Below are 25,382 nucleotides of genomic sequence, written 5' to 3'. Positions count from 1 at the left end.
ACCGAATCCAGACACACTTTCTGTCGTTTAACCCCCAACTTGCAACCCTCGCTCGCACCCCACGCCTGACTCAAACAAGGGTTAGATACGCAAAAGCGCACGACCCCAGGCAACCACCCGAAGCGCGTGCGCTAATTACCGAAAAACTATTTAGCAGCAGTCTCAATCATCTCGCGAATGCGGTCAATTTCCTTGCTGCGATTGCGGTTGCGACGAATGCCCATTGCGATGCCACCAACAACAAGTGCGGCAACGACGCCCAGTGCTGCCTGCACCTTCGGCTCATTCAGAGCATCGAAAACACGGGTCTTTGCGTCATCCGCAACGTTCTTCGGATTCGTTCGCACGGTTAGCTCATCCAGAGTACGGGCGAGCTGGTTACGGTTACGCTCAATATCGCGCTGGATATCTTCAATGCTGCGAGCCACGTAAACTCCCTAAAAAGTTGAATATCTAAAGTGATTGTTCGCCTAAAAGACTAACACTTCCACTACAGCAACGTGGGCGAGCACGGGGAAAAACTCAACGCATTGCTTCAGAGTCGACACGCACCGCTCCAGAGTCGATACGATGAAGCCATGACTACTTCTTCCTCCAGCGACAAAGAATACGGCCAGAACAACATCCGTCTGGAAGCTGGCGACCCTGCCCCAGCGTTTACTCTTCTCAACGACGCCGAAGAGCAGGTTTCTCTGTCGGACTACGCGGGCAAGCCCGTGCTGATTTACTTCTACCCGCGGGCCAACACCCCAGGTTGCACCACTGAGGCATGCGACTTCCGCGATGAATCCGCTGCCCTGAACGATGCCGGCATTCCTGTCGTAGGTATTTCTCCGGACAAGCCGGCGAAACTCGCAAAGTTCCGCGAGGACCACGGCTTAAACTTCACCCTTCTGTCCGATCCGGACAAGGAAACCATGACCGCATTCGGCGCTTTCGGCGAGAAGAAGAACTACGGCAAGATTGTCCAGGGCGTCATCCGCTCGACTTTCCTGGTTAATGCCGAAGGAGAAATTGAAAAGGCCTGGTACAACGTTCGCGCCAAGGGGCACGTCCAGCGCGTACTGCGTGACTTGGGCGTGGAATCACAGGCTTCCGAAAGCTAACTAGCCGCAAGGCCTACTTTGACCCTGGCCCCAAACTCTCCTCCCACATCATCCCGATTAGACGGTTTCGTAGTAGTGACTCAATCCCAGGACGCACCGAATATTCTTCGTCCCCGTCGCACTCCGGCTCAGCAACGCAGCCGAGAGCGGTACGCACGCATGCTCAGCTCGGCACGCACAGTGCTCATCGAGCACGGGTTTGAGTCTTTCACTTTCGACGAAGTCGCTCGCATCGCAGATATCCCCATTGGCACGCTCTACCAATTCTTCGCAAACAAGTATGTGATGATCTGCGAGCTCGACCGTCAGGACACCGAGGCCGTCATCGAGGAAGTCTCACGCTTCGGCGAAACAGTCCCCACCTTGAAATGGCCGGAGTTTCTCTCGGAGTTCATCGATCACCTGGCAAAACTCTGGCGCGAGGACGTTTCCAGAAGAGCCGTATGGCTGGCTGTTCAATCAACGCCCGCCACACGCGCAACCGCAGAAGATACGAAGTCACGCCTGGTCACCGAGATTTCAAAGGTGCTGCGCCCGCTGGTGCCGTCGTCAAGCGATGCGGAACTGAACTTCATCTCCGACCTCATGATTAACGCCACGTACGCCCTGCTGAATTATGCGGTGGACCATCCGGGAAGCGATGCTGAGCGGGAAGCTCATTACGAGCTGACGGTGCAGGAAATCAAACGCATGACAATCTCTTATCTCATGAGCGTCGCGGAGGCCGCAGACTAGAGAGCACCCCTCGCCCACCTCGGCAGGGGCATTTATTGCCCTTATCAATACGCGGAGGGTAGGCTTGCCTTAGTTTACGCTTTACTCTGGTCAGCGCGGTGGGGTTCCCTGTTTTTCGCCGCGCCTGCGCCGGAACTCCCAAACAGAATCAGAGGTTCACATGTCCACGACGCAGGGCGCTTTCCGACGGAGCCTGCTTCCCCGCTCTATTGTTTTAGCTTCGGCAATCGTAGTGAGTACGGGATTTTTACCCGCAGTCCCCGCATCGGCACAGTCACTGCCATCGATTGGACAGCTCGGCGGTTCGCTCCCCGGCATCGGCGACCTTCTCGGCGGCAGCACCGATCAGTCTGAGCGCCAGCTCTCCGTGACCCCTGCCACCGATCTGTCCGACGGCGCCACCGTGACCATCAAGGGAGTCGGCTACCCCGCTAACGCAAATATTTACCTGGCCCAGACAATCGAGAAGCCAAAGTCGGGCTACCCTTCGACCTACGGCGAAGCGGCCAAGGTCACGGTTGGCGCGGACGGAAGTTTTACGCAGGAGATGAAGGTCGCGACCAGCTTTGGCGATGTCGACTGCACCTCTACCCAGTGCTACGTAGCCTCCTTTACTGCGTTCCCTAATCTTTCTGACCGCAGCAATGACCAGTGGGTCCCCATCACCTTCAAGGCGGGTGCTACTTCCCAGGCTGCTCAATCGCAGGGTTCCACCGGCGCGGCGCCGAGCGGTGGCCAGAGCGCTGGTTCGGGCTCCCAGTCACAGTCGGGCTCGCAGTCACCGTCGCAGTCACGGGGTAACGCATCGGTGAGCCTGTCCAAGACCTCAGACTTGAACCCGAGCGGCGACACCATTCGAGTCGAAGGCAAGGGTTTCAAGACCTCTGGACCGGGCATCTACGTCGGTATCGCGCAAAATGACCAGATGGATGTGACCAACGCCGATTCCTTCGGCCCGGATACCAAGTTTGTGTCTACCTCTCGCGGCAACCTGAAGTCCGACGGCAGCTTCAGCGTGGATCTTCCGGTCAGCGCGAAGTTCGGCACGGCAGACTGCATGCAGAACGCTTGCTCGGTCTACACCATTGCTGCTCACGGTTCTTCTGACCGCAGCCAGGACACGGCGACCGCGGTATCGTTTGCCGGCGGAGCTGCCAAGCAGGACGCTACCCTGCCCTCCGGCGGTGGCTCCTCACAGTCCGCAGGCAGCGCAAGCTCCGGCACCAGTGGCAGCACAGGGTCTAGTGGAACGAGTAGCACCAGCGCCTCCAGCGGCTCCAGCAGCTCCAACGGCAGCAGCTCCTCGACCGGCACCCCGTCGGTAAGCCTGTCCACCACGGAACTGAATCCATCGGGCAGCACCCCAATTACCGTCTCCGGCACCGGATTCAAGACCAGTGGCAACGGCATCTACGTCGCAGTGGCTGAGAAGAACAAGTTCTCCACCACCAACGCTGATGCTTTCTCCGCCGCTGAGTTTGTCCGCACCTCCCAGATGTCCTCCGACGGCAGCTTCTCCACAACGCTCAATGTCGAGGCCGTCACATCGGCCGCCAACTGCGTCGAAAATGACTGCGCACTCTACACCTTTGCTGCTCACGGTTCCTCCGACCGCAGCCAGGACACGGCCACGGACCTCAGCGTCGGCGGCTCCGCCAAGGAACGCGAAGAAGCTGTGAAGACCGGTGCCTCCAAGACCGGAGAGTCCAAGGCCAGCGGCTCATCCAAGGCATCTGGCAAGGCTTCCGCAAAGTCCAACGCTTCCGGCAATGGCCTCGACGAAGTTGATGTGCAGACTCAGCAGGCCGCGACCAACTCCCCGCTCCAAACCGCCGCAGTCGCCGGAACCGGCGCAATCCTGGGCGCGCTAATCTTCGGTGCCGGCATCCTGGTCGGTCGCCGTCAGAAGTCCGTCGATTAGCGCGGTGCCGGACTAGTCCAGGCGTACGACGGCGATTGCGTAGTCGCCGTCGTGCGAGATGCTTAACGACGGCCCCAGCTGCCACTCCTGATCGTGGAAATGGCGGCTCACAGCACCGTGGAGACTGATGCTCACGCGACCGTAGGCATCCGGCTGCACCTCTATTTCCCGCCAGTCCAGCTGATCGCGCGCAATCGGCGGTTGGCTGCCGAAGAGGGTCTGCGACCAGGCCTTGATGAAGGCTTCCTTCGCAGCCCAGCGGCCCGCTAAGTGACGCGCCAGCGCGCCGCCGACTGCTCCGCGGCGCCTAGCTACCAGTAGCTCCGCAGGTGTGAAAACAGCCTGCGCGAACTGACTTCCTGGCATATTCAGCTGCTCTTCGAAGCCCGGAATATAGACGAGGTCTACGCCAATCATGGCTGGAGGACACCATCGATCAGACGGGCGCCGTCGGAAAGCAGAACTGCCTTTTCCAATGCAGCGGGTGAACCGAACCGACCACCGTCCGCCAGGTTTCGCTCGCGTGGACGCTCGTAGAGGGCTTCTCCACCGTAAATAGCCTCATCAATGCGACGCAGACCAGCCGCTTCGCGGTTGTACGCCGCGGACCGCCAACGCTCCGCAGCCTCAGCGCCATCGTGCTGCACTATCGCTTGGTAGAAAGCTTCCGGATGCACGACTGCCACCAGTGCCGAGACATGTCCGAACCCGAGCGAGGTAACAAAGCCAGCCTTCAGCGGCAACGTATTGCCGAAATTGACTGCCTTCGTTGGCCATACCAGACGCGAATGCTCAGCCAATGCGGGATCGACGCAGTCCAGCGATCGATTACCTGGCACAATGCCGCTGCGCAACACCTGGGTCAGACCAATGATCTGGAACGCTGCAGCACCACCCTTAGCGTGTCCCGTCAGCGATTTCTGAGAGACCACCAACAGCGGGTTAGAGCGCTCGCGACCGAGTTCATCTGCAATGCGTTCATGCAGTTCGGACTCATTTGGGTCGTTGGCATTGGTCGAGGTGTCGTGCTTGGACAACACCGCGACCTGATCCGCAGTGACATCGAGTGCTGCAAGGGCGCGAGCCAACCGAGACTTCTCGCCGCCCTGAGCGGCCGCTAGCGCGCCCAAACCCGGCGCCGGAATGGATGTGTGCGCGCCGTCGGCGAAGGACTGGGCGTATGCGACGACACCGAGCACGGGGAGCCCCATGTCACGGGCGATGTCTCCGCGAGCCAACAGCACCGTGCCACCGCCTTGCGATTCCACAAAACCTCCGCGTCGACGATCGTTCGGCCTGGAGAAGTACTCATGCTCGATGCCTTTGTTTTCCATGGTGGCGGAGTCAGCTGTGGCGGCCATGTCGCCGAAACCTGTGATTCCCTCTGTGGATAGGTCATCAAAGCCACCCGCGACAACAAAATCTGCCTTACCCAGGGCAATCTTGTCGACGCCCTCCTCCACCGACACCGCTGCCGTCGCACAGGCTGCCACAGGGTGAATCATCTGCCCGTAGCCACCGACATACGACTGCATAACGTGGGCGGCAATAACATTTGGCAATGCCTCTTGCAGGACGTCATTGGCTCGCGGTTGCCCCAGCAGACCGTCGATGTAAAGACTGCGCAGCGACTCCATCGCACCAATACCTGTGCCCTGTGTCGACGACACTCGCGCCGGGTTGACCGCTTCCAGCAGCTGCGCTGGGCTGAAGCCCGATGACAAGAAGGCATCGACAGTACAGACAATGTTCCACAAGCTCACGCGGTCCAGATTGTCCATCATGTCTGCCGGAATACCGTAGCGTGCCGGGTCAAAGCCCTGCGGAATTTGACCGCCAACATAGCGGCTCATCGCCATTCGGCGTGGAACCTGAACTGGCGTGCCAGCGGCCCGTGTCACAAGCCACTGCCCTGTCTCGGCATCGAAGCTCGCAGTGGTGTTGTCCGGGTTGGAACTGACAAAAGTCTCCGCTGCCGCGCGGTCACGCACAGCAAAGCTCAACGCACGATCCAGGTAGACCGTGGTCAGCTCAGTCATCGTATTGTCAACCAAATCGCCATCATCGGCGTAACGACGCACACCAACTCGCGCCAGTACTTCATCGCGGTAGCGCGTAGCAATGTCGCTTTCTGCCAACGGTTGCCCGTCGGCATCGCGCCAGCCACCCTCATAGGAAATCAGCCCCATTGACCAGGCTAATTCCACAATTCCTGCTGCAGAAATATCATCGACTTCAGCCTCAAAGCGCGTCCGGGAAGAACCGTACGGCCCAAGCTCACCGGCGCCCACAATGACCACCATGTCCTCCGGAGCCGCTGCGATGTCACCAAAGGTCGGTGTTGTCTGCGCAATTGGTCGGCGTGGGCTTGGCAGACCGCTCAGAACACGGCTTGACGACGGCTCCTGCGAACGCGCCCCGCTAGCGACCTCGGAGCTTTGAGCTGTTGGGCCAGCCGCCTGCGCAGCCTCCTGCGCCAATTGCGCAATGTTGAGGTCGACGTCACCCAATCCGCCGGTGAGATCGGCCTGAATCGGGCGGGTTTGTGCCTTCTTCCGAGCCTCCGAGCTCGCGAGCTCAATGAGTTCAGCTGCCATTTCTTCGGTGGAGAAGGTGCGAACTCCCTTTGTTTCCACTGCAGCAACCAGCGGATCGTTTCCACCCATCAGGTTGGTGCCTCGAACCCAACCAATCTGTGCATGAGCCAGAGTGGCGCGGGTGCGCCAAGCGTCCTCCACATTCCAGCGCGCCACCACTGCATCGAGTGCGGCCTTGGCTTCACCATAGGCACCATCACCGCCGAAGCGACCACGGTTCGGTGAACCCGGCAGCACCACATGCAAACGATGGTCCAGATTATTGTCCCCGCCAAGTGCTGATATCCCTGCGATGAGTCGTTCCACCGACCACAGAAGCAGACGCATTTGGGTCTCGGACGCAGGACCGGCGTCGGCAAGCGAACCTGAGACCGTAGGCGCCGCGAACGGGAATAGCAGCGTCGGTGACAGCGCGGGCTTGGTCACAACCACTTCCGCACCAATCGTCGTAGTCTGCTCGGTTCCGATCCAGTCGATAAGGGAATCCAGGTCCTGGAAGCTGGACAGGTTCGCCGGTACCACCCACAGCTTCGCCTCGCCCTGCGCATGCATACGGTAGAGCTGCTTGTAGAAGCTCAGGCGCTCATGTCCCAGGCGTGAGGTAGTGACAACAACGGTTGCGCCCTGAGACAACAACTGTGCAGTTACGGCGGAGCCAATCGAATTTGGCGATGCACCGGTAACAACAGCGATGTCGGCATTCATCGGCAGTTCATCCACATTCGTGATGGCCTCATCCGACAGCTGTCGGTAGATACTCGCCAACTGTGCCCGCCCTGCCTCGTCTGCCTTGGCAGCCCACCACTGTGCCTGCTCGACTGCGGTTTCGTGGATACTGCCCGGCGCGGTGTCAGCCACGTCTTCATCAGTGGCTGCCCAGAGGCGTGCTAGGTCATCGCGGGAGGTGGCCCAGCGGTCGTCGAGAAGCACTGCCTTGGTGGGCGTAAACGTCGGGGTGACCAGCTTCGGCCAGTCCGCACCGAGTTCAGCAGTGACGAGATTTACCAGGTTGCTGTCGGCGTCTTCGGCATCGAAGTCAATGGCACCGGTAATTTCGTGGCCGAGTTGCTCCAGAATCGTGCGTGCAGCGGTGGCAAGAATTCCTCGTTGACCAGTCAGTTTATCTGCAAACTCAGTGAGTGCAGCCGAGTCGACCATCCCAGCACTACTGTCGCTTGCCGACGGCTTAGCGACAGATACACCTCGCTGCGAGGCGACCGCGAGGATTGCTTCATCGATCAGCTGGTTGAGTTCAGCAGTACTGGTTGGGGCGGCCGGCGCCAGATGCGCAAGATCACCACCGCGCAGGGATGCGCCCTCGCGAGTACCGAGCATCATCTCGGCGCTAACTGCGGTTGCCCACCCCTTGCCGAGCTGCCATTCATCGACCACATAGTCATCGATGTAATTCGCGCCTGCACCGGCAGGACCGGTAATCCGGCGAATACCGTCGGCAATGGCTTCGGAGAGAATCGGACCGAATGCCGAATACCCACTGGCCAAGCTATCAATCTTGTCCTTTAGATCAGCCAGTTCCGCATCTGCGGCCCCTTCGATTGAACCGAGGTCGAATTCCACTCCGAGATCGAGCAGCAGTTGATTGCGTCGAGATGAGACTCCATCGACCAGAGTCTCAATGGAGTCGGCGGCACCGAGCTGGTCGGGGCGCACCTTCGTCCATTGGCAAATAAGAACTTCCAACGCTTCTGCCGGGCTGACTGCGATATCAGCAACTTCGGCAGCCGGAGTGGCAGCACTCGTGATCGTGGTTGCCTGTTCGGTCGCCGCGAGTTGGTCGACAGATACTGCCGGCTCCGCTGCTCCTGCTGCTCCTGTTTCTCCCGCTGCTCCAGATAGAGCCTGCGCCGTGTCCTGCTCCGGTGTCACCTCCGACTCGAGCTCAGTCTTTTCCGGCTGAATTTGGTCGCGCATAAACACTGCATCAGCATCACGTTCGAGATTGAGTACTCGAATGTCACGGCTTCGGTGACGGGGCAACTGGCAGGTGCGGGCAGCCAGGTTTGCCAGTGTGGGCGCTGTACCTACACCAACTTCAATAATGCGGCTGACGCCGAGATCCTCAAGCAGCAGATCCTGCGTTTCGATCCACCTCACCGGTGAGCAGAATTGCCAGGCCAGTAACTCGACCAGCAACATGCGGGCCAGGCGCGCCGGGTTTTCAGCGGCAGTATCAAAGTCGGCAAGGATTTGTTCCAAAATGTCTGAGTCGACGACTGCAGCCATCTGGCGGACGAACTTCTCAGTCAGCTCAAAAGAGGTCGCGGTGAGATTCGGGATATAGCGTCCCACCAGGCGCTCTGGAGTGATTTCCGCTGGCAGCAGCCGCTCCAAGTGTTTACGGAAGGAATCCACACCGTCGCGTAGGACACTGGAGTGGAATGGCACATCAATACCTGGGATACGCACGTATCCCTTGCCGTCCGAGCTGCGGCGCTCGCACTGTTCAGCCAGTGCCGCAAGACCCGCGACGGTGCCGGCGACGGCGTACTGCTTGCCTGCCAGGTTGAGATTTACGACTTCGAGGAACTCACCGGTTTCCTGCGACAACCGATTAACAAACTCAGTGACCTCGTCCTCGCGTACGCCGATCTTGTCCGGACGCAGGGCGCACAAACCATAGTTGGACCTCCCCTGCTCATCACGTTCGACCAGTTCATGCATGGTCAAACCGCGGCGGTAGACAACCTCCAACGCGGCATCTGCGTCAAGCGCACCAGCGAAAGCCGCCAGCGCGTTGTACTCACCGACAGAGTGTCCCGCAAAGTGAGCTGTTTCATCCAGCAGCCCTGCTTCACGGAGCTCCGCAACCTGCGCCAGCCCCAACGTCGCCATCGCAACCTGGGTGAACTGAGTCAGATTCAGGACACCTTCTGGGTGGAAATAGCGCACACCACCCACAACCACCTCTACCGGGTTGTCCCGAACAATAGCCAGTACGGAAAAGCCAAGCTTCTCTCGGGTCATCGCATCCGCCTGGTCCCACACGCGGCGGGCCGCTACGCTGCGAGTCCGGGCAGACAGCCCCATCCCCTGTGATTGAATTCCCTGGCCAGGGAAGACATATGCAGTCGTCGGTGCGGCAATTACAGCAGTGGCAGTCAGTACCAGCTCGCCCTCTACTGTGGCCGTGACTTCACGGACTTCACCGGCGCCTGGACGGTCATCAAAACCACGGCGTTCGACAGAGAATTTCACTTCCTGACCAGGTAGAACCGGACTCAGCATAGTAGCCGTGAACTCAATCACCCGATTGCCAATGCCGGCATCCGACGTGGCAACAGCCGCATGCTCGGCCATTGCAGACAGCCACATTCCATGGACAATAACCCCTGGTAGACCAGCTAGCGCTGCCGCGCGGGAATCGACGTGGATAGGATTGCGATCGCCTGTGACACAGCTAAATGGCTCCATCGCCTTAGGCGCTTCCACGGTCAACGCACCGCGGAAACTCCGTGGCGTGTCCGTGACCGTTGGAAATGGCACAGTATTGGTCCGTGCTGTCTCGCCGCCGTTTCGGCCACGAATGGCAAACCGTTCGCTCAAGGTGGCGAGCAGCGTATCGCCATCACGAACCTCCGCGCGCACCACAACTAGTCGCCCTAAGTCCGTATCAACGACCTCATCGACACGCGCGCTAATCCGCAACGTTGTGGTTTCCTGCGGCAGAGCCCCAATCATACGAATGTGATGCTCAAGGTGAACAAGCGCGAGCATGCCCTCAACAACATCAATGCCGGTCTCAGTACGCGCCTGCGCGACTGCCGCAAAAATCGCTGGCCAAGCATGCCCGACCAACGCGTCCGGCACCGTCGCCTGCGACTCATCGCCGGCAGCTGCAATAGTGACCGCATCGTAGTCAGCCATCGCCATCGGATCCCACACGGATTCCCACTCCGCGACCCCATCGACGATGTTTGCAAGCTCACCGCCAGCCGCGATTCGCGTCAGCTCCCGCATCGCGGCTGCCGCATCCTCATGCTTGACGACGGGCACTGCGCCCACCGCTGCACTCTGGCACAGGCGAATTCGCAGTTGCGTATTCTCCCCCGCAGCATCGGGCAGCGGAACGGTCAGCTGTGCCCAGACGAGCTCCTCCCCGCCCTCATCATTGCTGCCATCAACTCCAATGGTCTCCAAAATGGCACCAGTACCTGGGTGCTCCAGGCGTTGTGAACGAGAGACATCACTTGCGTCAGATACACATACCCACTCATGTTCCGCGCCAAGTGCCAGCGCCGGATTCGGCTGCTGTCGACCAGCCCACCAAATCACAGGTGCTGCGAGCATCCGGCTGAGGGCGTCAACAGGTGCCTCCGGCAGGTAGCCGATATCCATCAATGCCTGTGCAGTAGCTTTTTCAAACCGACCCAGAATTTCCGCTACTGGCTCATTCGCGCGGGTAATGCCCGAAACAGCCTGCGGCCCTGGGATGATGCAGACTTGATCCGCATCGTAGCGAGAGTCATGCGCCTGCCATAGGGAGTCCGATCGCCACCAGCGACGAACCTCATCATCGATAACCGGAACGAATGGCACAGGTTTGCCAGGTGTGCGGCAGAGCTCAGAGATAAAGAAGGTGACATCTGCTGGGTGGAGCTGGGTATCCAGATCCAGCAGGCCGGACAGTCGCGAGATTTCATTCTGCGGCTGAGTGCGCAAGCTGTCGCCGTCGGCAAGCGCGTCAAACGTGCCCGCGTCGACTGCATTCAATCGTGCCTCTACGCGATCGACGAGTGCGACAAAGCGCGTCGACCACGTTGGATCGAGGAACGTCCCTTCGGGCGCACACAATTCGAGATAGCGATTCAGCACCTCGGCATACGTCATGGTGACGACATCCCCGAAGTACGGCTTCGCGGTGGCGTTAATCGCCTCGATGATCTCTGCGCGTCGTTCAGTCACCTTAGTGAGGTCACCTGCGACTTCGTCAAGCAATCTGCCTGCGCGTGCTGCGGCGTTATCAATTTCGTGGATATCAGCACCCAACTGGCTGCGCCCCGACGCCATGCCATCCATGGCGCTACCAGCGGGAATCCAGTTGTCAGTGCCGACGGTGTCGACCAACATTTGTTTCACGGACTCGGAGGCGGTCGACTCCTTTGCTGCCATCGCAGCTGTGCCGATGATGACAGCATCTACCGGCATCGGCGCCAATCCGCACCGTGTCGACCACGTGCCCATCAGATAATCACGGGCCTGCTCTGGCTTGCCGATACCGCCGCCAACAGCAAGCACCACATCTCGCTTGCGGATCTTTGCGTAGGTGTTAATTAGCAGGTCATCGAGATCTTCCCAGGAGTGGTGGCCACCGGCACGCCCACCTTCAACCTGCATGATGATTGGATACGGCGTGCCCTGCTGCGCCAAGGTGTCTGCAATTTCGAGCACCGACTCGATTTGAGCGATTGTGCCCGGTTTGAAGGAGATATGCGGAATCCCGCCCTCACGCAGCTGCTTTACTAGCTCAACTGCCTCGTCCACCTCGGGGATTCCCGCGGAGATGGTGACGCCATCAATCGGTCGCCCCGCTGCCACTGCGCGCGGGAGCAAACGGCGGCTTCCAATGTGCAAACCCCACAGGTACGGATCCAAAAACATGGTGTTGAACTGTGCACTGCGGCCCTCCTCGAGCAGATCGGAGAGTCGCGCCACATTAGCCTCGAAGATTTCCGGCGTGACTTGGCCGCCACCGGCCAGCTCCGCCCAGAACCCCGCATTCGCAGCAGCCGCCACAATTTCAGGGTCAACGGTTGTCGGGGTCATACCGCCGAGCAGAATTGGCGAGCGCCCGGTCAACTTGGTGAACTTCGTCTCGACACGGGGCTTGTCTCCAGTGACCAGACGCGGCGCAAACTCCAGCCACGATGTCGGATGCTCAATGTCGCTCTCAGACAGGACGCCCCTCCCCGCAGCTGTCGCCGCAGGAATCACCGCCACGCCATAGCCTTCAGCGTTACGTTCTGTCAGCTTGACGACGCCTGTGTTCGGCCCCAGATCCAAAATGGTGGTTGCCCCTTGGTCGATGAGCCCCCGTACCTCGGCGCTCCAGTCACTGGGGTCAACCAAGATTGCACGCGCAAGCCGGTCTGCCGTTTCCGCATCTAGCCCAATGCGCTCAGCTCGCTCCACTACCCATGCCACAGCAGGTGCCAGCGCTGGGTGATGGAATGCGCCACTAACTGGCAGAACTGTACATTCGACTTCCCGCCCCTTCGGCTGCTGCGCTGCGAGCTGCTCTGCCAGCTGGTCTAGTTCATCCTGCTTGCCGATAACTACGCTGGTAGTCTGCGTATTCTTCAGACCGATGACACAGCCCTGGGGGAGGAAAGGCTCCAACTCCTCGACCGTCAGGCCAGAGATACTCATCATCGGCGCGCGCCCAAATCCGGCTACTCGGCTTCCGCGCGCACACGCCACACCGATGAGGCGAGCTAGCGCCAGAAGCTCTGCTGCCTTCTCTGGGCGAGCGACAATCTCAGCGGCAAGAACACCTTGCGAATGACCGGTTACCGCTACCGCTTCGGTGATATTAATTCCCTGCTTTTCCAGCAACTCGACAATGCCCAACTGTGCCAAGACGATGCCCGGGACGCTGACCGCAGGGTTGGTTGTATCTCCGGTAAATGGCTCGTCTGTAACGAGTGAGATTGCCCAGCCAAAGGGGTCGAAACCTGCGGGAAGCTGGCCGATGAGATCGTCGTCAAGCGGTGTGAGCAGTTCCTCAGCGCGAGTGAAAACTTCCCGTAGTTTCTTTGAGTTGCCACTGGCCATGACGCTGGAGAGAGTGTCCAGCCATGGTTGCGATTGACCGGCGAAAGTGACTGCAAAAGTGCCCAGGTCTGGAGCAGTTACGACGTTGGTCTGCAAAGTGGCGAGTTTTTCGTATTTCACGTGGCTGAGGTCCTTGTCTTGTGGAGTACGAAATGAAAACATCTTTTGTTTCCAAATCCTTGCCAGGACACTATGCCATAAATCATGAGGAATCCATCATGTTTTTCTCGCGCAGTTTCGCGACACCATCAACGCGAAGATAATTTGCAGCCCCAAAACGAGAGGCTGAACACGGCTGCGAGATAAGCGAGCACAGCGTTTCGAAGGTGAAAGAACTTCGCAGGTAGGAAACAGTGTTCCCTTGTCGATAAGTTGCTTGCGCTTCATCACCCTGGCAGCACCGGCGGTGGAAAATGAAGCCGGGAAGACCGAGCCAATTTATGCCCAATCGGTGATGAACATCACACCCGGAATGCGTGTCAATGGGCGCCGAGAACGCTCAATCTTTCCTCAATTAATCGCCTAGCATATCCAGAATTGTGGACTCCGCTTCTTCTAAGCGCCGCTCTGACTCTTCAAGGTCCTGCTGCGACTTACCATCGCGCTCGACCTTGCCGTCGAAGATTGCGCAGGGATCATCGTTGACCACAGTGTCGTCGGGAACTATGCCACGACGCGCCATGTACTCATCCAGATGCATCGAGATGCTCATGTTGCCTCCCTGCTTCCACCTTACGATTCAAGATACGATTCGATCAGCGTCATTGTATCGACAGATTCGATTGCCCTACGCAGTGGAATGAGCGAACAAAGGTTTCCCAGAATGGCACTCACGCGCGCTGTGCGACTGCCCCGTCTTGCGTTCCCGCTAAAAGAGGCAGGACTGTCGCAGGTCTACAACTGGTCTGGCGGCCAGGGTTTTCCATCGGGGAAATACCGGTCAAATTTCCAGCCCAGACGGAAGGGGAGCACGAACTTTGGCGGGCAGTTGTTGGCCTCCCACATTGTCTTGGGTTTTGCCGCGTGTTCAGCCACCTTGCGGTCGGTGTACACCCCGTGACAGATGGGGTCCCAGAAATTGCTATCGGTGATTTCAAGAGTGGGGGTACCACTAAACACTCCGTAGAGGAGCTGGTCGCGGCTTTCAACCTCGACTTCGAAGTCTTCCCAGGTGCCAATCATGTCGCCGGGTTGTGCGCGCCACCAGTTGTCAATCGCGAGGGCGGTTTCTTCAGACTCGACGAACCCGCCGAGAGGTTCAGTGTTATCTGGGTAGCGGGGATAAACGACGCAGACAACAATTTTCATAGTCATGGTTCTACACCGTGCACGGGAGATTAGCGACCTTGGAATAGCTTCGGGCGGGAAATGGGCCAGATTTTGGGCACGCGGCCTAATGAGGGCGGAAAATCTGGCGGGGTGGAGAACGAAAAACCCCGTGACCTGCATAGTCACGGGGTATTTATGTGTGCGCCTGGGGAGACTTGAACTCCCACGCCCTAAGGCACTGGAACCTAAATCCAGCGCGTCTGCCAATTCCGCCACAGGCGCCCGTCGCGAATCCGTGACAGTTACGTACAGTCCCCGTAAGCATGGACTACCTATTAGCCACCTACAGGCGCAACGAACTTTCACAGCTCATTTGGACTGTACACACTTTAACGGGTTTGCCGCAGATTTCCTAATGTCCTAGCTGAATTCCTAATGTCCCATCGCCTGCCTTATCCAGCGAGCGCGCTAGCTTGGCAGGTCACGGACTAGCTATGGTGGTTATGTGTCCACTTCACAGCATCCCAATACCACTGACAAGCCAGCGAAGATTCCCACTCGTACCCGCGTGGTGCAACTAATCTTCTTGGCTCTTGCAGTCGGCGCCACTCTTGCACTCGCCTACTGGCAGCTCAGCAGGTGGAACACAACCAGCTCATTCCAAAACCTGGGCTACGCACTGCAGTGGCCCGCTTTCGGCCTGTTCTTTATTTGGGCCTACCGCAAATACATGGAGTACGAACGCGAACGCCTGAGCGGCAATAGCGAGGCCGCATTTGAGGCTAAAGACGATGTCATGACGGAAATTCCAGACGAATTCCTGCCGACCAACCCAGATGGCTCGCGAAAGATGCAGCCTGTGGATGAGACACAATCGACGGACTCTGGCACCAACGCCTAGGCGATAACTGCTTATTCGAGAAAAGGACTTTTAGTGACCAACATCAATCCAGATCGGCAAGAGCGCGTAAGGAAGGCACTGACGTACTTCTCCGTCACTGCCTACTTCACGGGTGTGATGCTGCTCTTGCTGTGTGCCGAGATGATTTACAAGTACCTCATCCTCGACAACTCCGCCGACGCGCCGCGGTGGTTCTTCTACACCGCCCAGATTCACGGCTTCGGCTACATGGCATTCCTCATTGCCACCGTAAACCTGGGCACCAAAGCCCGCTGGGAACCAGCAAAGTGGATCATCACCGCGCTCGGTGGCGTGGTCCCGTTCCTCTCCTTCTTTGTCGAGAAGAAGCGCCGTGAGGAAGTCGAGACCGCTTTCCAGCTGAAGTAGCGGGCTCTCGGCAGCCCGAGGGCTACCCCTTAGCCTCAACCTCAGCCAGAATTTTCAGCGCCGGAGTCAAGGCACGCAGTGCACGCCCCCTGTGGCTAAAAGCGTCCTTGTCTTCGGCGCTCATTTGTGCCGCAGACAAGGCCCCCTCAGCTTCGTTGCCCTCCCCAACTGCGGGCGCGAACACCGGATCGTAGCCGAACCCATTGTCCCCAACAGGCTCGCGCAGAATGGCGCCAGGCCAGCGGCCCTCTACAACCAGCAGCAGATTACCGGCTTCATCGAGGACGGCTGGGAAACCGCCGTCGGCAAGCGCGGACGGCACCTCCTTGGCACCGGGGACGACCAACGCGCAGGCGGTACGGAAGGACGCCGTACGACGCTCATCTGGGCAGTCCCCCATCTGGGCGAGCAGCAGCTCGTAGTTAGCGACATCGTCGCCGTGAGTGCCGGACCAGCGCGCCGAGAGCACACCCGGCATGCCGTTTAGCTCATCGACGCTGAGCCCCGAATCGTCTGCCAAGCACGCGTAGCCGGTGTGTGTCGCACCATCGAAAGCCTTGATGTAGGCGTTGTCCGCAAAAGTGCGACCGGTTTCGGGGCGCTCTGGGTACTCCGGGACGTCGCTAAGCGAAAGAAGTTCCACCGAATCAATACCCGCCGCACGCAGGATGCGGTCGAGCTCGACTAGTTTTTTAGAATTTCGGGTAGCGACGAGGAGCTTCACGGCAGCTCACCCGGGTACGGCGCACGCAGAACTTCCTGCTGCAGGGCAACGAGCTCACGCAGACCCTTTTCCGCCGAGTCGAGCATGTCATTCAGCTGACCTCGGTCAAAGGTGCCTTCCTCGCCAGTGCCCTGGATTTCGACGAACTTACCCTCTGCGGTCATCACCACGTTGAGGTCGACCTCAGCGCGAGAGTCCTCCTCGTAAGGCAGATCCAGGCAGACACGGCCATCAATAATGCCAACCGAAACAGCTGCGACTGGTGCCTTCAGCGGGGTGCCCGGAACTGCACCCGCTGCATGCAGGTAGGTCAGGGCATCAGCCAGCGCGACGTACGCACCGGTGATGGAAGCGGTTCGAGTACCACCATCCGCCTGCAGAACATCACAGTCGATGTTGATGGTGTTCTCACCGAGTTCCTTCAAGTCGATAGCAGCTCGCAAGGAGCGACCGATCAGACGGGAAATCTCGTGAGTGCGACCCTTGACCTTGCCGCGCATTGACTCGCGGGGCATGCGCTCGTGGGTAGAGGCCGGCAGCATGGAGTACTCAGCGGTCAACCAGCCCTCGCCGGAGTCACGCTTGAATCGTGGCACCGACTGTTCGACGGAAGCGGTGCACATTACACGCGTATTACCGAAAGTAACCAGCACAGAACCGGCCGGATTGTCGGTGAAGCCGCGAGTGATGGTCACCTTGCGCATTTCATCAACCGCGCGTCCATCGGCACGGCGAAAATCGGAATTAGCTGTAGTCATGCCAACTACCCTACCGCCCGGCGCGAAAGCGGTGCGACAGCTGTACGGAAACCCGGTAGTCGCTGAGACTAGCCGCCTAGATCCATGCCCAGGTAGGCCAATTCAACGTCACCGGCAAAGGTACTCTTCGCAGCACGTAGTGCTTCTTCACCGTCGGCGTATGGCGGAATGTGAGTCAGCACCAACTTCTTAACCCCCGCCAGCGTCGCTGCCTTTCCGGCCTCGTAGCCCGTCAGGTGCATATCCGGTGGGGTGCCCTCTTCGTTGCTGCACCATGTGGCTTCACAGATGAAGATATCCGCATCCCGCGCCAGCTCCACCAATTCATCGGTCCACGCAGTATCTCCGGTGTACGCAATGGTCAGACCATCTGCTTCAATGCGATATCCAACAGCTGGCACCGGGTGGACCATGTTATACGGCGTGACGACGGCGCCTCCGTCCGCTTCGCCCCCACCGACTAACAGTGGCTCACCTGGGTTACTCACAACCTGGTCAAAAGTGTCTTCCAGGTTGGCATCTTCTTCACTTCCCAGTGCTTTGCACATGGTGCCTATCCGGTCGTGAATGTCTCCGGGGCCAACCAGGAGATTCCGGGAACTCGCCGGGGCTGTCGGGTGGAAGCGACGCCAGACGAGCAGCCCTGGAATGTCTGCAGTGTGGTCTGGGTGCACATGAGTTAGTAACAAATCACAAGCTGCAGGATCAGAGATCTTCTGCAATTCGGCGAGGACACCGGGACCCAAATCAATGACAAAGGTTCGACCGTTATCCAGCTCAATGAGGTAGCCAGATGCTGGCGCCGATGGGCCACCCATGCTGCCTGTACATCCCAGAACCTTCAATCGCATACTTCAAGCTTGCCATGTAATTGATCAAAAACGAGCAAAAAACCAATGGAGTGTCTGGATTTAATAAGAAAGGTCACATTTGGGAATGCATAGTGACCTGGCTAATACCCGGCCCAAGGAAGCGCTTTGCCAGGGATGCAAAAACTTGCGGATCTCCAGTGGATTCGAATGTGCGCACAGGGTTCGGATTACTCTCCGGGTCAGCGAGCATGTCGGTCTTTGTGAGGATGCGCAGAACATCCTTCGACGTCTCCTCCGCCGACGACACTAGGGCGACGTCCTCCCCCATAGCCAGCTGAATCACACCAGACAGCAGCGGATAGTGGGTGCAGCCCAGCACGAGGGTGTCCACACCATCGGCCTGCAATGGCGCGAGGTAGCCCTCTGCAAGTCCCAGAATCTGGCGACCGGAGGTAATTCCTCGCTCGACAAAGTCCACGAATCGCGGGCAGTCGACCGCGGAGACATCCACGCCGGGCACTGCATCAAAGAGATCTTGGTAGGCACGGGAGCGAATTGTGGCGGCGGTACCGATTACGCCGACTTTTCCGTTCCTGGTGGTCGAGACCGCACGGCGCACAGCGGGCAGAATGACCTCGACTACTGGGACTGGGTAGCGCTCGCGGGCATCACGCAAAAATGCGGCCGAAGCCGTGTTGCAGGCAATGACAATCATCTTGCAGCCGCGTGCAACCAGTTCATCGGCAATCGCTTCAGCGTGCTGACGAACCTCGGCGATGCGCAGCGGCCCGTAAGGGCCGTTGGCAGTATCGCCGATGTACATAATCGACTCGTGCGGCAGCTGATCCATGATGGCACGTGCCACTGTCAGCCCACCGACGCCGGAGTCAAAGATGCCAATCGGCGCTGTTCGGTCGGGGAAGCCGCTATCCTGCGCTGTCAGCTGATTGACTGCCTGAGTTTCTGCTCCTGCTCCCACCGCTATCTGGACTCCTCATATCGTTGGTCAAACACCGAAGCTCCTATTCTAGGCCGATTTCGTCAGGAGCTGATGCCACGTACCTCGGGCTCTTAGCGACGTGCACTCTTAGCCACGTGCACGACCGCGCTTAAACATCACCGCAGCCCAGATGCCCGCAAGCCCACCGAAGAGGTGCATCTGCCAACTAACAGCCATCTGTGTTGGCAGCACTCCCCAGATAAGACCCGAATACATCGATGCCAGAATCACGCCCAAAATAATCTGCATCACCCGACGATTCACGAAACCGCGTACGACCAAAAACGCCAGCCAGCCGTAAATCAGGCCGGACGCACCGATGTGGACGGTATTTACACCGCCGACCAGCCAGGTCAGACCGCCACCAACGACCGTAATCAAGAGTGTGACCTGCCAAAATAGCCGCTTCGACGACATTGCAATCAAACCGGCGAACAACGCCCCGGGCAGAGAGTTCGCCACAATGTGCCCGTAATCTGCGTGCAGCAGCGGTGCGGTCAAAATTCCCCACAGCGTCGAGGTTTCGCGTGGGCGCACACCGAAGTTGTTCAGCGCCCCACCAAAGATGAATTCGTTGACAAGAAAGACCGTCCAGATAAGTGCCAGGTACCCAATAGCCGTACTGATGGCCGCCCCGAGCCCGCCGTCGCGATCCTGTGGAACAATCTGATTATTCCGCCGCGTCTGCACGGGACCGCCCATCGGGTACTGCGCATAGTTCTGGTAATTCTGCTGTTGTCCCGAGCTCCATTGCGGATTCATTGGCGAACTTCCTTCACTACTTGTCCAGCATCTCTGACAGCGCGGCTACTTCCGCGCGTCCCGTTGCACTCATCACGGCATCGACAATAGCCATCTGCACCGCATCGGCCGCCATCGCAGCCAACAGGGCCACCACATCCGAGCCCACGGGTTCAGCGTTTCCGCTATCCGCCGCCTCGGCCGAGCTGAGGGCAAACAGCGTGTCACCGTCCATCGGCGCATGAGCCGGCCGAATCGCTCGCGCCAACCCGTCATGACCGCACATCGCCAACCGCTTCAACTGCGCAGTTGTCACCGGCGCATTGGTTATCAACGTGCCAATCGTTGTGTTTCGCGTGCTTGCCGACGATTCCCCGTGTCCAGCCGCATCGGCGAGAATCTTGGTCCTACCGACGAAAACCTGGTCCAGCCGGGCCAATGCCTCCTTGCTGGCACCGGCAGCCGCGGGCATTCCGTAAAGGTGTCCCTCCGGGTCAATGACCGCACCAAAGGAGTTCACCACCATTGCGGCAGCCACAAAGTACTTACCATCGGCGGAGGTCACACGGGCTTGTCCAAAACCACCCTTGATTGCCCCGGCCATAGCACCGACACCGGCACCTACTGTCCCGGAGGGAGTGTCCTCCGGGACGTCGTCAAGCGCGTGCGACAACGCCTCGCGCCCTAGTTCAGCGGTGGGCAGCGTCGGCTCCCCCAACAGCAAGTCGAAGATGACAGCACCGGGAACGATGGGCACGAGGATATCCGGACGAGTTGGGGTGACCTCAAAGCCAATGCCGCGGTCGCGCAGTTCGCGCATAACTCCGTCGGCAGCTGCGAGGCCGTACGCGGAGCCGCCAGCCAAAACGACAGCGTGGGCGCGTTCGACGGTATTCTCCGGTGCGAGCAGGTCGGTCTCGCGGGTGCCCGGACCGCCGCCGCGGACATCGACAGCGCCGACAGCACCGCCTGGAGCGGCGATGACGGTGACTCCGGTATCCCCCTCAGAAGCATGGCCGATAGAGATGCCGTCGATGGAGTCGAGACAGCCTGCGCCGATGTCGATGCTCGCGCCCAGCGCAGCACTGCTGGCTTGGTGTCGAATGTCGGTGGGGCTGATTGCGAAGATCTCAGAATTCATTGTCGACCACGGCACCTTTCACCACAGTTCATGGCAGCTAACCTCAGTTGATTACTGCATCTTTTCGGGGTTTTGCTCGGATTCGCTACTCACCCATGAGCTGGTCCAACAGTGACTCTTGGTTGTAGGACAGCCACTGGTACATCGCGTCGGTCTGCTCAATCTGTTCGATGGAGCCATTGAGGTTCTCCATGGAAACATGCAGGTAAATACGTAGGTCATTGATACCCGCCACCCAGGCATGGGCATCACTTTCGGAAATGGATACCTGCCCCGACTCGGCGGGCTCCAGGGCGTCGATAATCGCACGCAGGGAATGGAGCTTGCTCTCTACAATCTCCGATTCATGCAGCTGGCGCATGAGGGCGTTTTCCCCCTCCACGCTCTCCTCACCCGGCTTGGTGAAGTCCGGCAACAGGCGCGCAAGCTTCGGATCGGATGGGGCCTCGGAGTGTCCGACAGGCATTCCCGTCATTTCCGCGAGCTCATTCTTCGGTGCCGACCGGGCTCGCTCCATCAGCGAGTCCGCCACAGTAGCAGCCAGATTCAGCAGCAAATCCCGCTCCGTGCCTTCAAAAGCCGTGACGTACTTGACGCCACCGCCGAGAAGGGATCGCTTGCGCTTCCAAGGACGCATGTAAATTCTCTCCCGCTGTCGAATATCGGCTTAGTCAGCCTGCTCCATTGTTGCCCACAAGCCTGCCTTGTGGAGCTTCTTCACATCGGCCTCCACCTTGTCACGCTCACCGGAAGACACGATTGCCTTGCCCTCCGTGTGAACCGTCATCATCAGCGCGTGCGCCTTCTTTCGGTCCATGCCGAAGAGCATCTGAAACACGTAGGTGACATAACTCATCGAATTAACCTGGTCATCCCACACAATGCACTGCCAGGGTCGGTTCGATTCCGTCACGACATCGGCATCCATAGTGGGCATCGGTGTTGCTGCTGGCATGCTCATAGGCACCAGGATAGTACGGAGTGGCGCGCGCTCGCCGGAACCGACTGCCCCGGCCCGCTTCAGCCGACTAGACTGTTGACCGTGATTGATAAGCATTCCTCCACCGCCCTTCTCACCGATAAGTACGAGCTGACGATGCTGCAGGCATCGCTTGCCGACGGATCCGGCGAGCGCCAGGTCGCCTTCGAGGTGTTTGGCCGTCGCCTGCCGAATGAGCGTCGCTATGGCGTTGTCGCTGGTACAGCGCGTGTGTTGGATGCTATCCGCAACTTCCGCTTCACCGAGGAACAGCTGGCTTCGCTGGACTTCCTCGATGACAGGACGCTGGATTACCTGCGTAACTATTCCTTCAGTGGCCAAGTCGACGGCTACCGCGAGGGAGAGCTCTACTTCCCCGCCTCGCCCATTTTGACGGTGCGAGGCACTTTCGCCGAGTGCGTCATTTTGGAGACTGTTATTCTCTCCATTCTCAATGCGGACTCCGCCATCGCCTCGGCAGCAACCCGAATGGTCACGGCTGCCGGTGGGCGCCCGATTATTGAAATGGGTTCGCGTCGCACTCATGAAGAAGCAGCTGTGACTGCTGCCCGCGCCGCTTACCTGGCAGGTTTTAGCGCCACCTCCAACTTGGAGGCAGCGGCACGGTACAACATCCCAGCCTCCGGTACCGCTGCGCACGCGTGGACTCTGTTGCACACCAACCCAGATGGCACGACGAACGAGGCTGCGGCCTTCAAGGCTCAGATTGACACACTGGGAACCGACACCACTTTGTTGGTGGATACCTACGACATCACCGAGGGCGTCAATACGGCTATTGAGGTCGCGGGTCCGGAACTCGGCGGTGTACGTATTGACTCCGGCGACCTCGGAGTTCTCGCTCGCCAGGTGCGTCAGCAGCTGGACTCGCTGGGTGCACACAACACCAACATCGTAGTGTCCTCTGACCTCGACGAGTTCGCCATTGCGGCGCTGAGGGCAGAGCCGGTCGATGTCTACGGCGTGGGCACCTCTGTAGTCACTGGCTCCGGCGCACCGACTGCGGGCCTGGTCTACAAGATGGTCGAAGTTGATGGGGTGCCCGTCGCCAAGCGTTCTCTGGATAAGCGGAGCCATGGTGGCGTGAAGGCGGCGATTCGTACCTGTCGCCGTTCCGGTACCGCCGTGGAGGAAATCGCTTTCCCGCTCGGCTCGGAAATCCCGGATGTGGGCAACCTGCACTACCGCGATCTGACCATTCCGATGATGCGCGATGGCGAGGTCGTCGATGGTCTACCGACCTTGGAGGAGTCCCGCGATCACTTGGTTAAGGCGCTGGTCAGCCTCCCGTGGGAGGGGCTCGCACTTTCCCGTGACGAGCCGGTACTGTCCGTCCGTTTTCACGGCGTTTAGGCGGCGGGGGAACTGTGTCGGACACTCCCGAGCACGCAGATTTTGCTGAGCTATCGGACGACTTTGAGGACTTTGACGATGTTGACGAGCTAGCTTCACCGAGAGCCAGCGTCCATAACGCGGATAGCATCGAAGCTCTTCTCGATGCGGCAGTGAAGGGACTCGGCGGAACGACTCGACCGAATCAGGTCAAAATGTCCCGGTCGGTGGCCTCCGCCTTTGCGCGCGAGCGGCACCTAGCGGTACAGGCAGGCACCGGTACGGGTAAGTCGCTGGCCTACCTGGTGCCTGCCATTGTGCAAGCAATGGAGTCCGACGAGTCTGTAATCGTTTCCACGGCGACCATTGCGCTGCAACGCCAGCTGGTCGAACGCGACTTGCCGCGGCTAGTCAGTTCGCTAGAGCCACACTTGTCCCGCACGCCAACCTTCGCAATCCTCAAGGGCCGCTCGAACTACCTGTGCAAGTCCAAGGTCGGAAATGTCATCAAAGATCCCGTCATGGACGGTGATGAATCCGAGCAGGCCAGCTCAGGTGACGCCGTTGGCCCCACTGCCCTCCTCAGCGAAGCGCAGCTCAGCCGAACCGCTGCCGAGGTCATGCGGCTACGCGAGTGGGCCAATGACACCGACACCGGCGACCGCGACAGCCTGGACAAGGGCGTTTCCAACGAAGCCTGGCGGCAGGTCTCCGTCACGGCTCGCGAATGCGTCGGTGCCATTTCCTGCCCTTTCGGCGAGGAGTGTTTCGCCGAACAAGCCCGCCGCGAGGCCTCCAACGTTGACATCGTTGTCACCAATCACGCACTGTTGGCCATCGATGCGCTCTCCGACGCCATGATTTTGCCGCAGCACGACTGCGTTGTCATTGACGAGGCTCACGAGCTCGACGGTCGAATCACCTCTGTTGCCACCGACGAGCTCTCCCCTGCCGGTATCACCATGATGGCCCGGCGCGCCCGCAAATTCGGAGCCGCAGAGCAGGTGGATGATGTCACCGATGCCACGGATCTACTCGGCGAGACCGTCGCATTGCTTGCCGACGCCTACAGCGGCGCACTCGAAGAAATTCCCGGTGAGCTTGGAGCGGCGCTAGCTTCGCTCCGCGATAGCCTGTGGCAACTACAGACCACGCTAGGCACCTCTAGTTCAGGCAGCTCTGGCGGGTCGGGCTCCGGTGGTTCGAGTTCTGACTCTGACAACACTGAGCGCCAGACCGTCCGCGCTGCCGTGGAGAATATGCACGACACAGTCGTGCGAATTCTAGAGTTCAGTAGCGACGATGTCGTATGGCTTGGCGAGAACAAGACAGTTTATGTCGCTCCCCTGTCCATCGCAGCACTGCTTCGCGAACGCCTCTTCGGCGAATCCACCGTCGTTTTGACCTCAGCAACACTTGCTCTTGGCGGCAAGTTCGATGCCATGGCCGCCGCTTGGGGGCTTCCCTCCGGTGGGTGGGATGGCTTGGACGTCGGCACGCCCTTTGACCCGCAGAAATCTGGCATCCTCTACGTCGCACGCGACCTGCCACGACCTGGACGCGACGGCGCCACACCGGAGCAGTTCGCGATCATGGAGCGCCTCATCCGCGCCGCTGGTGGGCGAACGCTCGGGCTGTTTTCTTCTCGCCGAGGCGCCGAGGCAGCGGCGGAGGAAATGCGCAAGCGCCTGCCTTACGACGTGCTGTGCCAAGGCGATGACTCTATCGGTGCTCTGGTTGATCGCTTCGCAGCTAATCCGCAGACATGCTTGTTTGGCACGCTGACGCTGTGGCAAGGCGTCGATGTTCCTGGCCCATCGCTATCGTGTGTCATCATCGATCGCATCCCGTTCCCCCGCCCCGACGACCCGCTTTTGTCCGCGCGCTCCGATGCGGCTAATGCCGCTGGCCGAAACGGTTTTATGGAGGTCTCAGCGACACATGCAGCGCTGCTGATGGCGCAGGGTTCTGGTCGTCTGCTACGCCAAGTCGATGACCGCGGGGTTGTTGCGGTACTGGATTCACGGTTGGCTACTGCACGCTATGGTTCCTGGATTGCCGCGTCGATGCCTGACTTCTGGCGGACGACCAACCTGGATATTGCGGCTGGAGCGTTGCAGCGGCTGACCCAAAGCTGATTCAGAGGGGGCTGTCTGGGCTCACGAG

At 59.3% G+C, this 25,382-nt stretch carries 20 protein-coding genes and 1 tRNA gene; 7 read left to right on the top strand and 14 right to left on the bottom strand.

The window, feature by feature from the left end; translation table 11 throughout:
- Window positions 1-146 precede the first annotated feature (146 nt).
- Window positions 147-428, bottom strand: coding sequence for a DUF3618 domain-containing protein (locus HMPREF2547_RS04075; RefSeq protein ID WP_038628049.1), 282 nt, complete (start codon window positions 426-428; stop codon window positions 147-149).
- 150 nt (window positions 429-578) lie between these two features.
- On the opposite strand from HMPREF2547_RS04075, the gene bcp reads away from it, so the two are divergent.
- From bcp to HMPREF2547_RS04060, 3 genes are all read left to right on the top strand, one after another.
- The gene (bcp, locus tag HMPREF2547_RS04070) at window positions 579-1,106 is read left to right on the top strand and encodes a thioredoxin-dependent thiol peroxidase (protein WP_049172881.1); all 528 of its coding nucleotides are present in this window, start codon (window positions 579-581) and stop codon (window positions 1,104-1,106) included.
- Between the two features lie 75 nt (window positions 1,107-1,181).
- Window positions 1,182-1,841 (top strand): TetR/AcrR family transcriptional regulator, encoded by a 660-nt coding sequence (locus tag HMPREF2547_RS04065; RefSeq protein WP_049172878.1) that lies wholly within the window; start codon window positions 1,182-1,184, stop codon window positions 1,839-1,841.
- Between the two features lie 160 nt (window positions 1,842-2,001).
- Complete coding sequence (locus HMPREF2547_RS04060) at window positions 2,002-3,762, top strand: neocarzinostatin apoprotein domain-containing protein (RefSeq protein WP_080971516.1); 1,761 nt, start codon at window positions 2,002-2,004, stop codon at window positions 3,760-3,762.
- Between the two features lie 12 nt (window positions 3,763-3,774).
- On the opposite strand, the gene HMPREF2547_RS04055 is transcribed toward HMPREF2547_RS04060, so the two are convergent.
- The 5 genes from HMPREF2547_RS04055 to HMPREF2547_RS04035 form a co-directional block, all read right to left on the bottom strand.
- Window positions 3,775-4,179: a holo-ACP synthase AcpS gene (locus HMPREF2547_RS04055; RefSeq protein ID WP_016422272.1), complete on the bottom strand. Its 405-nt coding sequence runs from the start codon at window positions 4,177-4,179 to the stop codon at window positions 3,775-3,777.
- Window positions 4,176-13,313, bottom strand: a complete 9,138-nt coding sequence (locus HMPREF2547_RS04050) for a type I polyketide synthase (protein ID WP_246819618.1) — start codon at window positions 13,311-13,313, stop codon at window positions 4,176-4,178. Before HMPREF2547_RS04050 ends, HMPREF2547_RS04055 begins: the two co-directional genes overlap by 4 nt.
- A 352-nt stretch (window positions 13,314-13,665) precedes the next feature.
- On the bottom strand, window positions 13,666-13,863 hold the full coding sequence (locus HMPREF2547_RS04045) for a hypothetical protein (RefSeq protein WP_016422270.1): 198 nt from the start codon (window positions 13,861-13,863) through the stop codon (window positions 13,666-13,668).
- A 182-nt stretch (window positions 13,864-14,045) separates the two neighbouring features.
- Window positions 14,046-14,459 (bottom strand): hypothetical protein, encoded by a 414-nt coding sequence (locus tag HMPREF2547_RS04040; protein WP_224783804.1) that lies wholly within the window; start codon window positions 14,457-14,459, stop codon window positions 14,046-14,048.
- 161 nt (window positions 14,460-14,620) lie between these two features.
- A tRNA-Leu gene (locus HMPREF2547_RS04035) sits at window positions 14,621-14,702 on the bottom strand.
- Between the two features lie 223 nt (window positions 14,703-14,925).
- Between HMPREF2547_RS04035 and HMPREF2547_RS04030 the strand changes: the two genes are divergently transcribed.
- Entirely contained in the window at window positions 14,926-15,321 is a 396-nt protein-coding gene (locus tag HMPREF2547_RS04030) for a hypothetical protein (protein ID WP_070604800.1), read from the top strand.
- A 33-nt stretch (window positions 15,322-15,354) separates the two neighbouring features.
- Window positions 15,355-15,708, top strand: a complete 354-nt coding sequence (locus HMPREF2547_RS04025; RefSeq protein WP_005511118.1) for a DUF3817 domain-containing protein — start codon at window positions 15,355-15,357, stop codon at window positions 15,706-15,708.
- A gap of 22 nt (window positions 15,709-15,730) precedes the next feature.
- Here HMPREF2547_RS04025 and HMPREF2547_RS04020 read toward each other — a convergent pair whose 3' ends face one another.
- The 8 genes from HMPREF2547_RS04020 to clpS all read right to left on the bottom strand — a co-directional run bounded on the left by HMPREF2547_RS04020 (window position 15,731) and on the right by clpS (window position 21,845).
- Window positions 15,731-16,432 carry a non-canonical purine NTP pyrophosphatase gene (locus HMPREF2547_RS04020; RefSeq protein WP_070604797.1) on the bottom strand — a complete coding sequence of 234 codons (702 nt, stop codon included), beginning with the start codon at window positions 16,430-16,432 and terminating at the stop codon, window positions 15,731-15,733.
- The gene (gene rph / locus HMPREF2547_RS04015) at window positions 16,429-17,190 is read right to left on the bottom strand and encodes a ribonuclease PH (protein WP_049193334.1); all 762 of its coding nucleotides are present in this window, start codon (window positions 17,188-17,190) and stop codon (window positions 16,429-16,431) included. Before rph ends, HMPREF2547_RS04020 begins: the two co-directional genes overlap by 4 nt.
- Window positions 17,191-17,258: 68 nt before the next feature.
- The gene (locus HMPREF2547_RS04010; RefSeq protein WP_048733014.1) at window positions 17,259-18,041 is read right to left on the bottom strand and encodes an MBL fold metallo-hydrolase; all 783 of its coding nucleotides are present in this window, start codon (window positions 18,039-18,041) and stop codon (window positions 17,259-17,261) included.
- A 73-nt stretch (window positions 18,042-18,114) separates the two neighbouring features.
- Window positions 18,115-18,981 (bottom strand): glutamate racemase, encoded by an 867-nt coding sequence (murI, locus tag HMPREF2547_RS04005; RefSeq protein ID WP_016422264.1) that lies wholly within the window; start codon window positions 18,979-18,981, stop codon window positions 18,115-18,117.
- A gap of 108 nt (window positions 18,982-19,089) precedes the next feature.
- Window positions 19,090-19,764, bottom strand: a complete 675-nt coding sequence (locus HMPREF2547_RS04000; protein WP_016422263.1) for a rhomboid family intramembrane serine protease — start codon at window positions 19,762-19,764, stop codon at window positions 19,090-19,092.
- Window positions 19,765-19,780: 16 nt separating this feature from the next.
- A complete protein-coding gene (locus HMPREF2547_RS03995) occupies window positions 19,781-20,884 on the bottom strand; it encodes a P1 family peptidase (protein ID WP_070604794.1) in 1,104 nt (367 codons plus the stop codon).
- 85 nt (window positions 20,885-20,969) lie between these two features.
- Window positions 20,970-21,521 (bottom strand): DUF2017 domain-containing protein, encoded by a 552-nt coding sequence (locus HMPREF2547_RS03990; protein WP_049189745.1) that lies wholly within the window; start codon window positions 21,519-21,521, stop codon window positions 20,970-20,972.
- A gap of 30 nt (window positions 21,522-21,551) precedes the next feature.
- Entirely contained in the window at window positions 21,552-21,845 is a 294-nt protein-coding gene (clpS, locus tag HMPREF2547_RS03985; protein ID WP_005511165.1) for an ATP-dependent Clp protease adapter ClpS, read from the bottom strand.
- Window positions 21,846-21,926: 81 nt separating this feature from the next.
- On the opposite strand from clpS, the gene HMPREF2547_RS03980 reads away from it, so the two are divergent.
- On the top strand, window positions 21,927-23,237 hold the full coding sequence (locus HMPREF2547_RS03980; RefSeq protein WP_016422259.1) for a nicotinate phosphoribosyltransferase: 1,311 nt from the start codon (window positions 21,927-21,929) through the stop codon (window positions 23,235-23,237).
- Window positions 23,238-23,365: 128 nt separating this feature from the next.
- Entirely contained in the window at window positions 23,366-25,354 is a 1,989-nt protein-coding gene (locus HMPREF2547_RS03975) for an ATP-dependent DNA helicase (protein WP_172954634.1), read from the top strand.
- The last annotated feature ends 28 nt before the right edge of the window (window positions 25,355-25,382 follow it).

It is taken from the genome of Corynebacterium sp. HMSC055G02, assembly GCF_001809065.1.
Taxonomy (GTDB): Bacteria; Actinomycetota; Actinomycetes; order Mycobacteriales; family Mycobacteriaceae; genus Corynebacterium; species Corynebacterium jeikeium_D.
The sequence above is the reverse complement of the archived record's forward strand: the minus strand, read 5'-3'. Positions and strand labels throughout refer to the sequence as shown.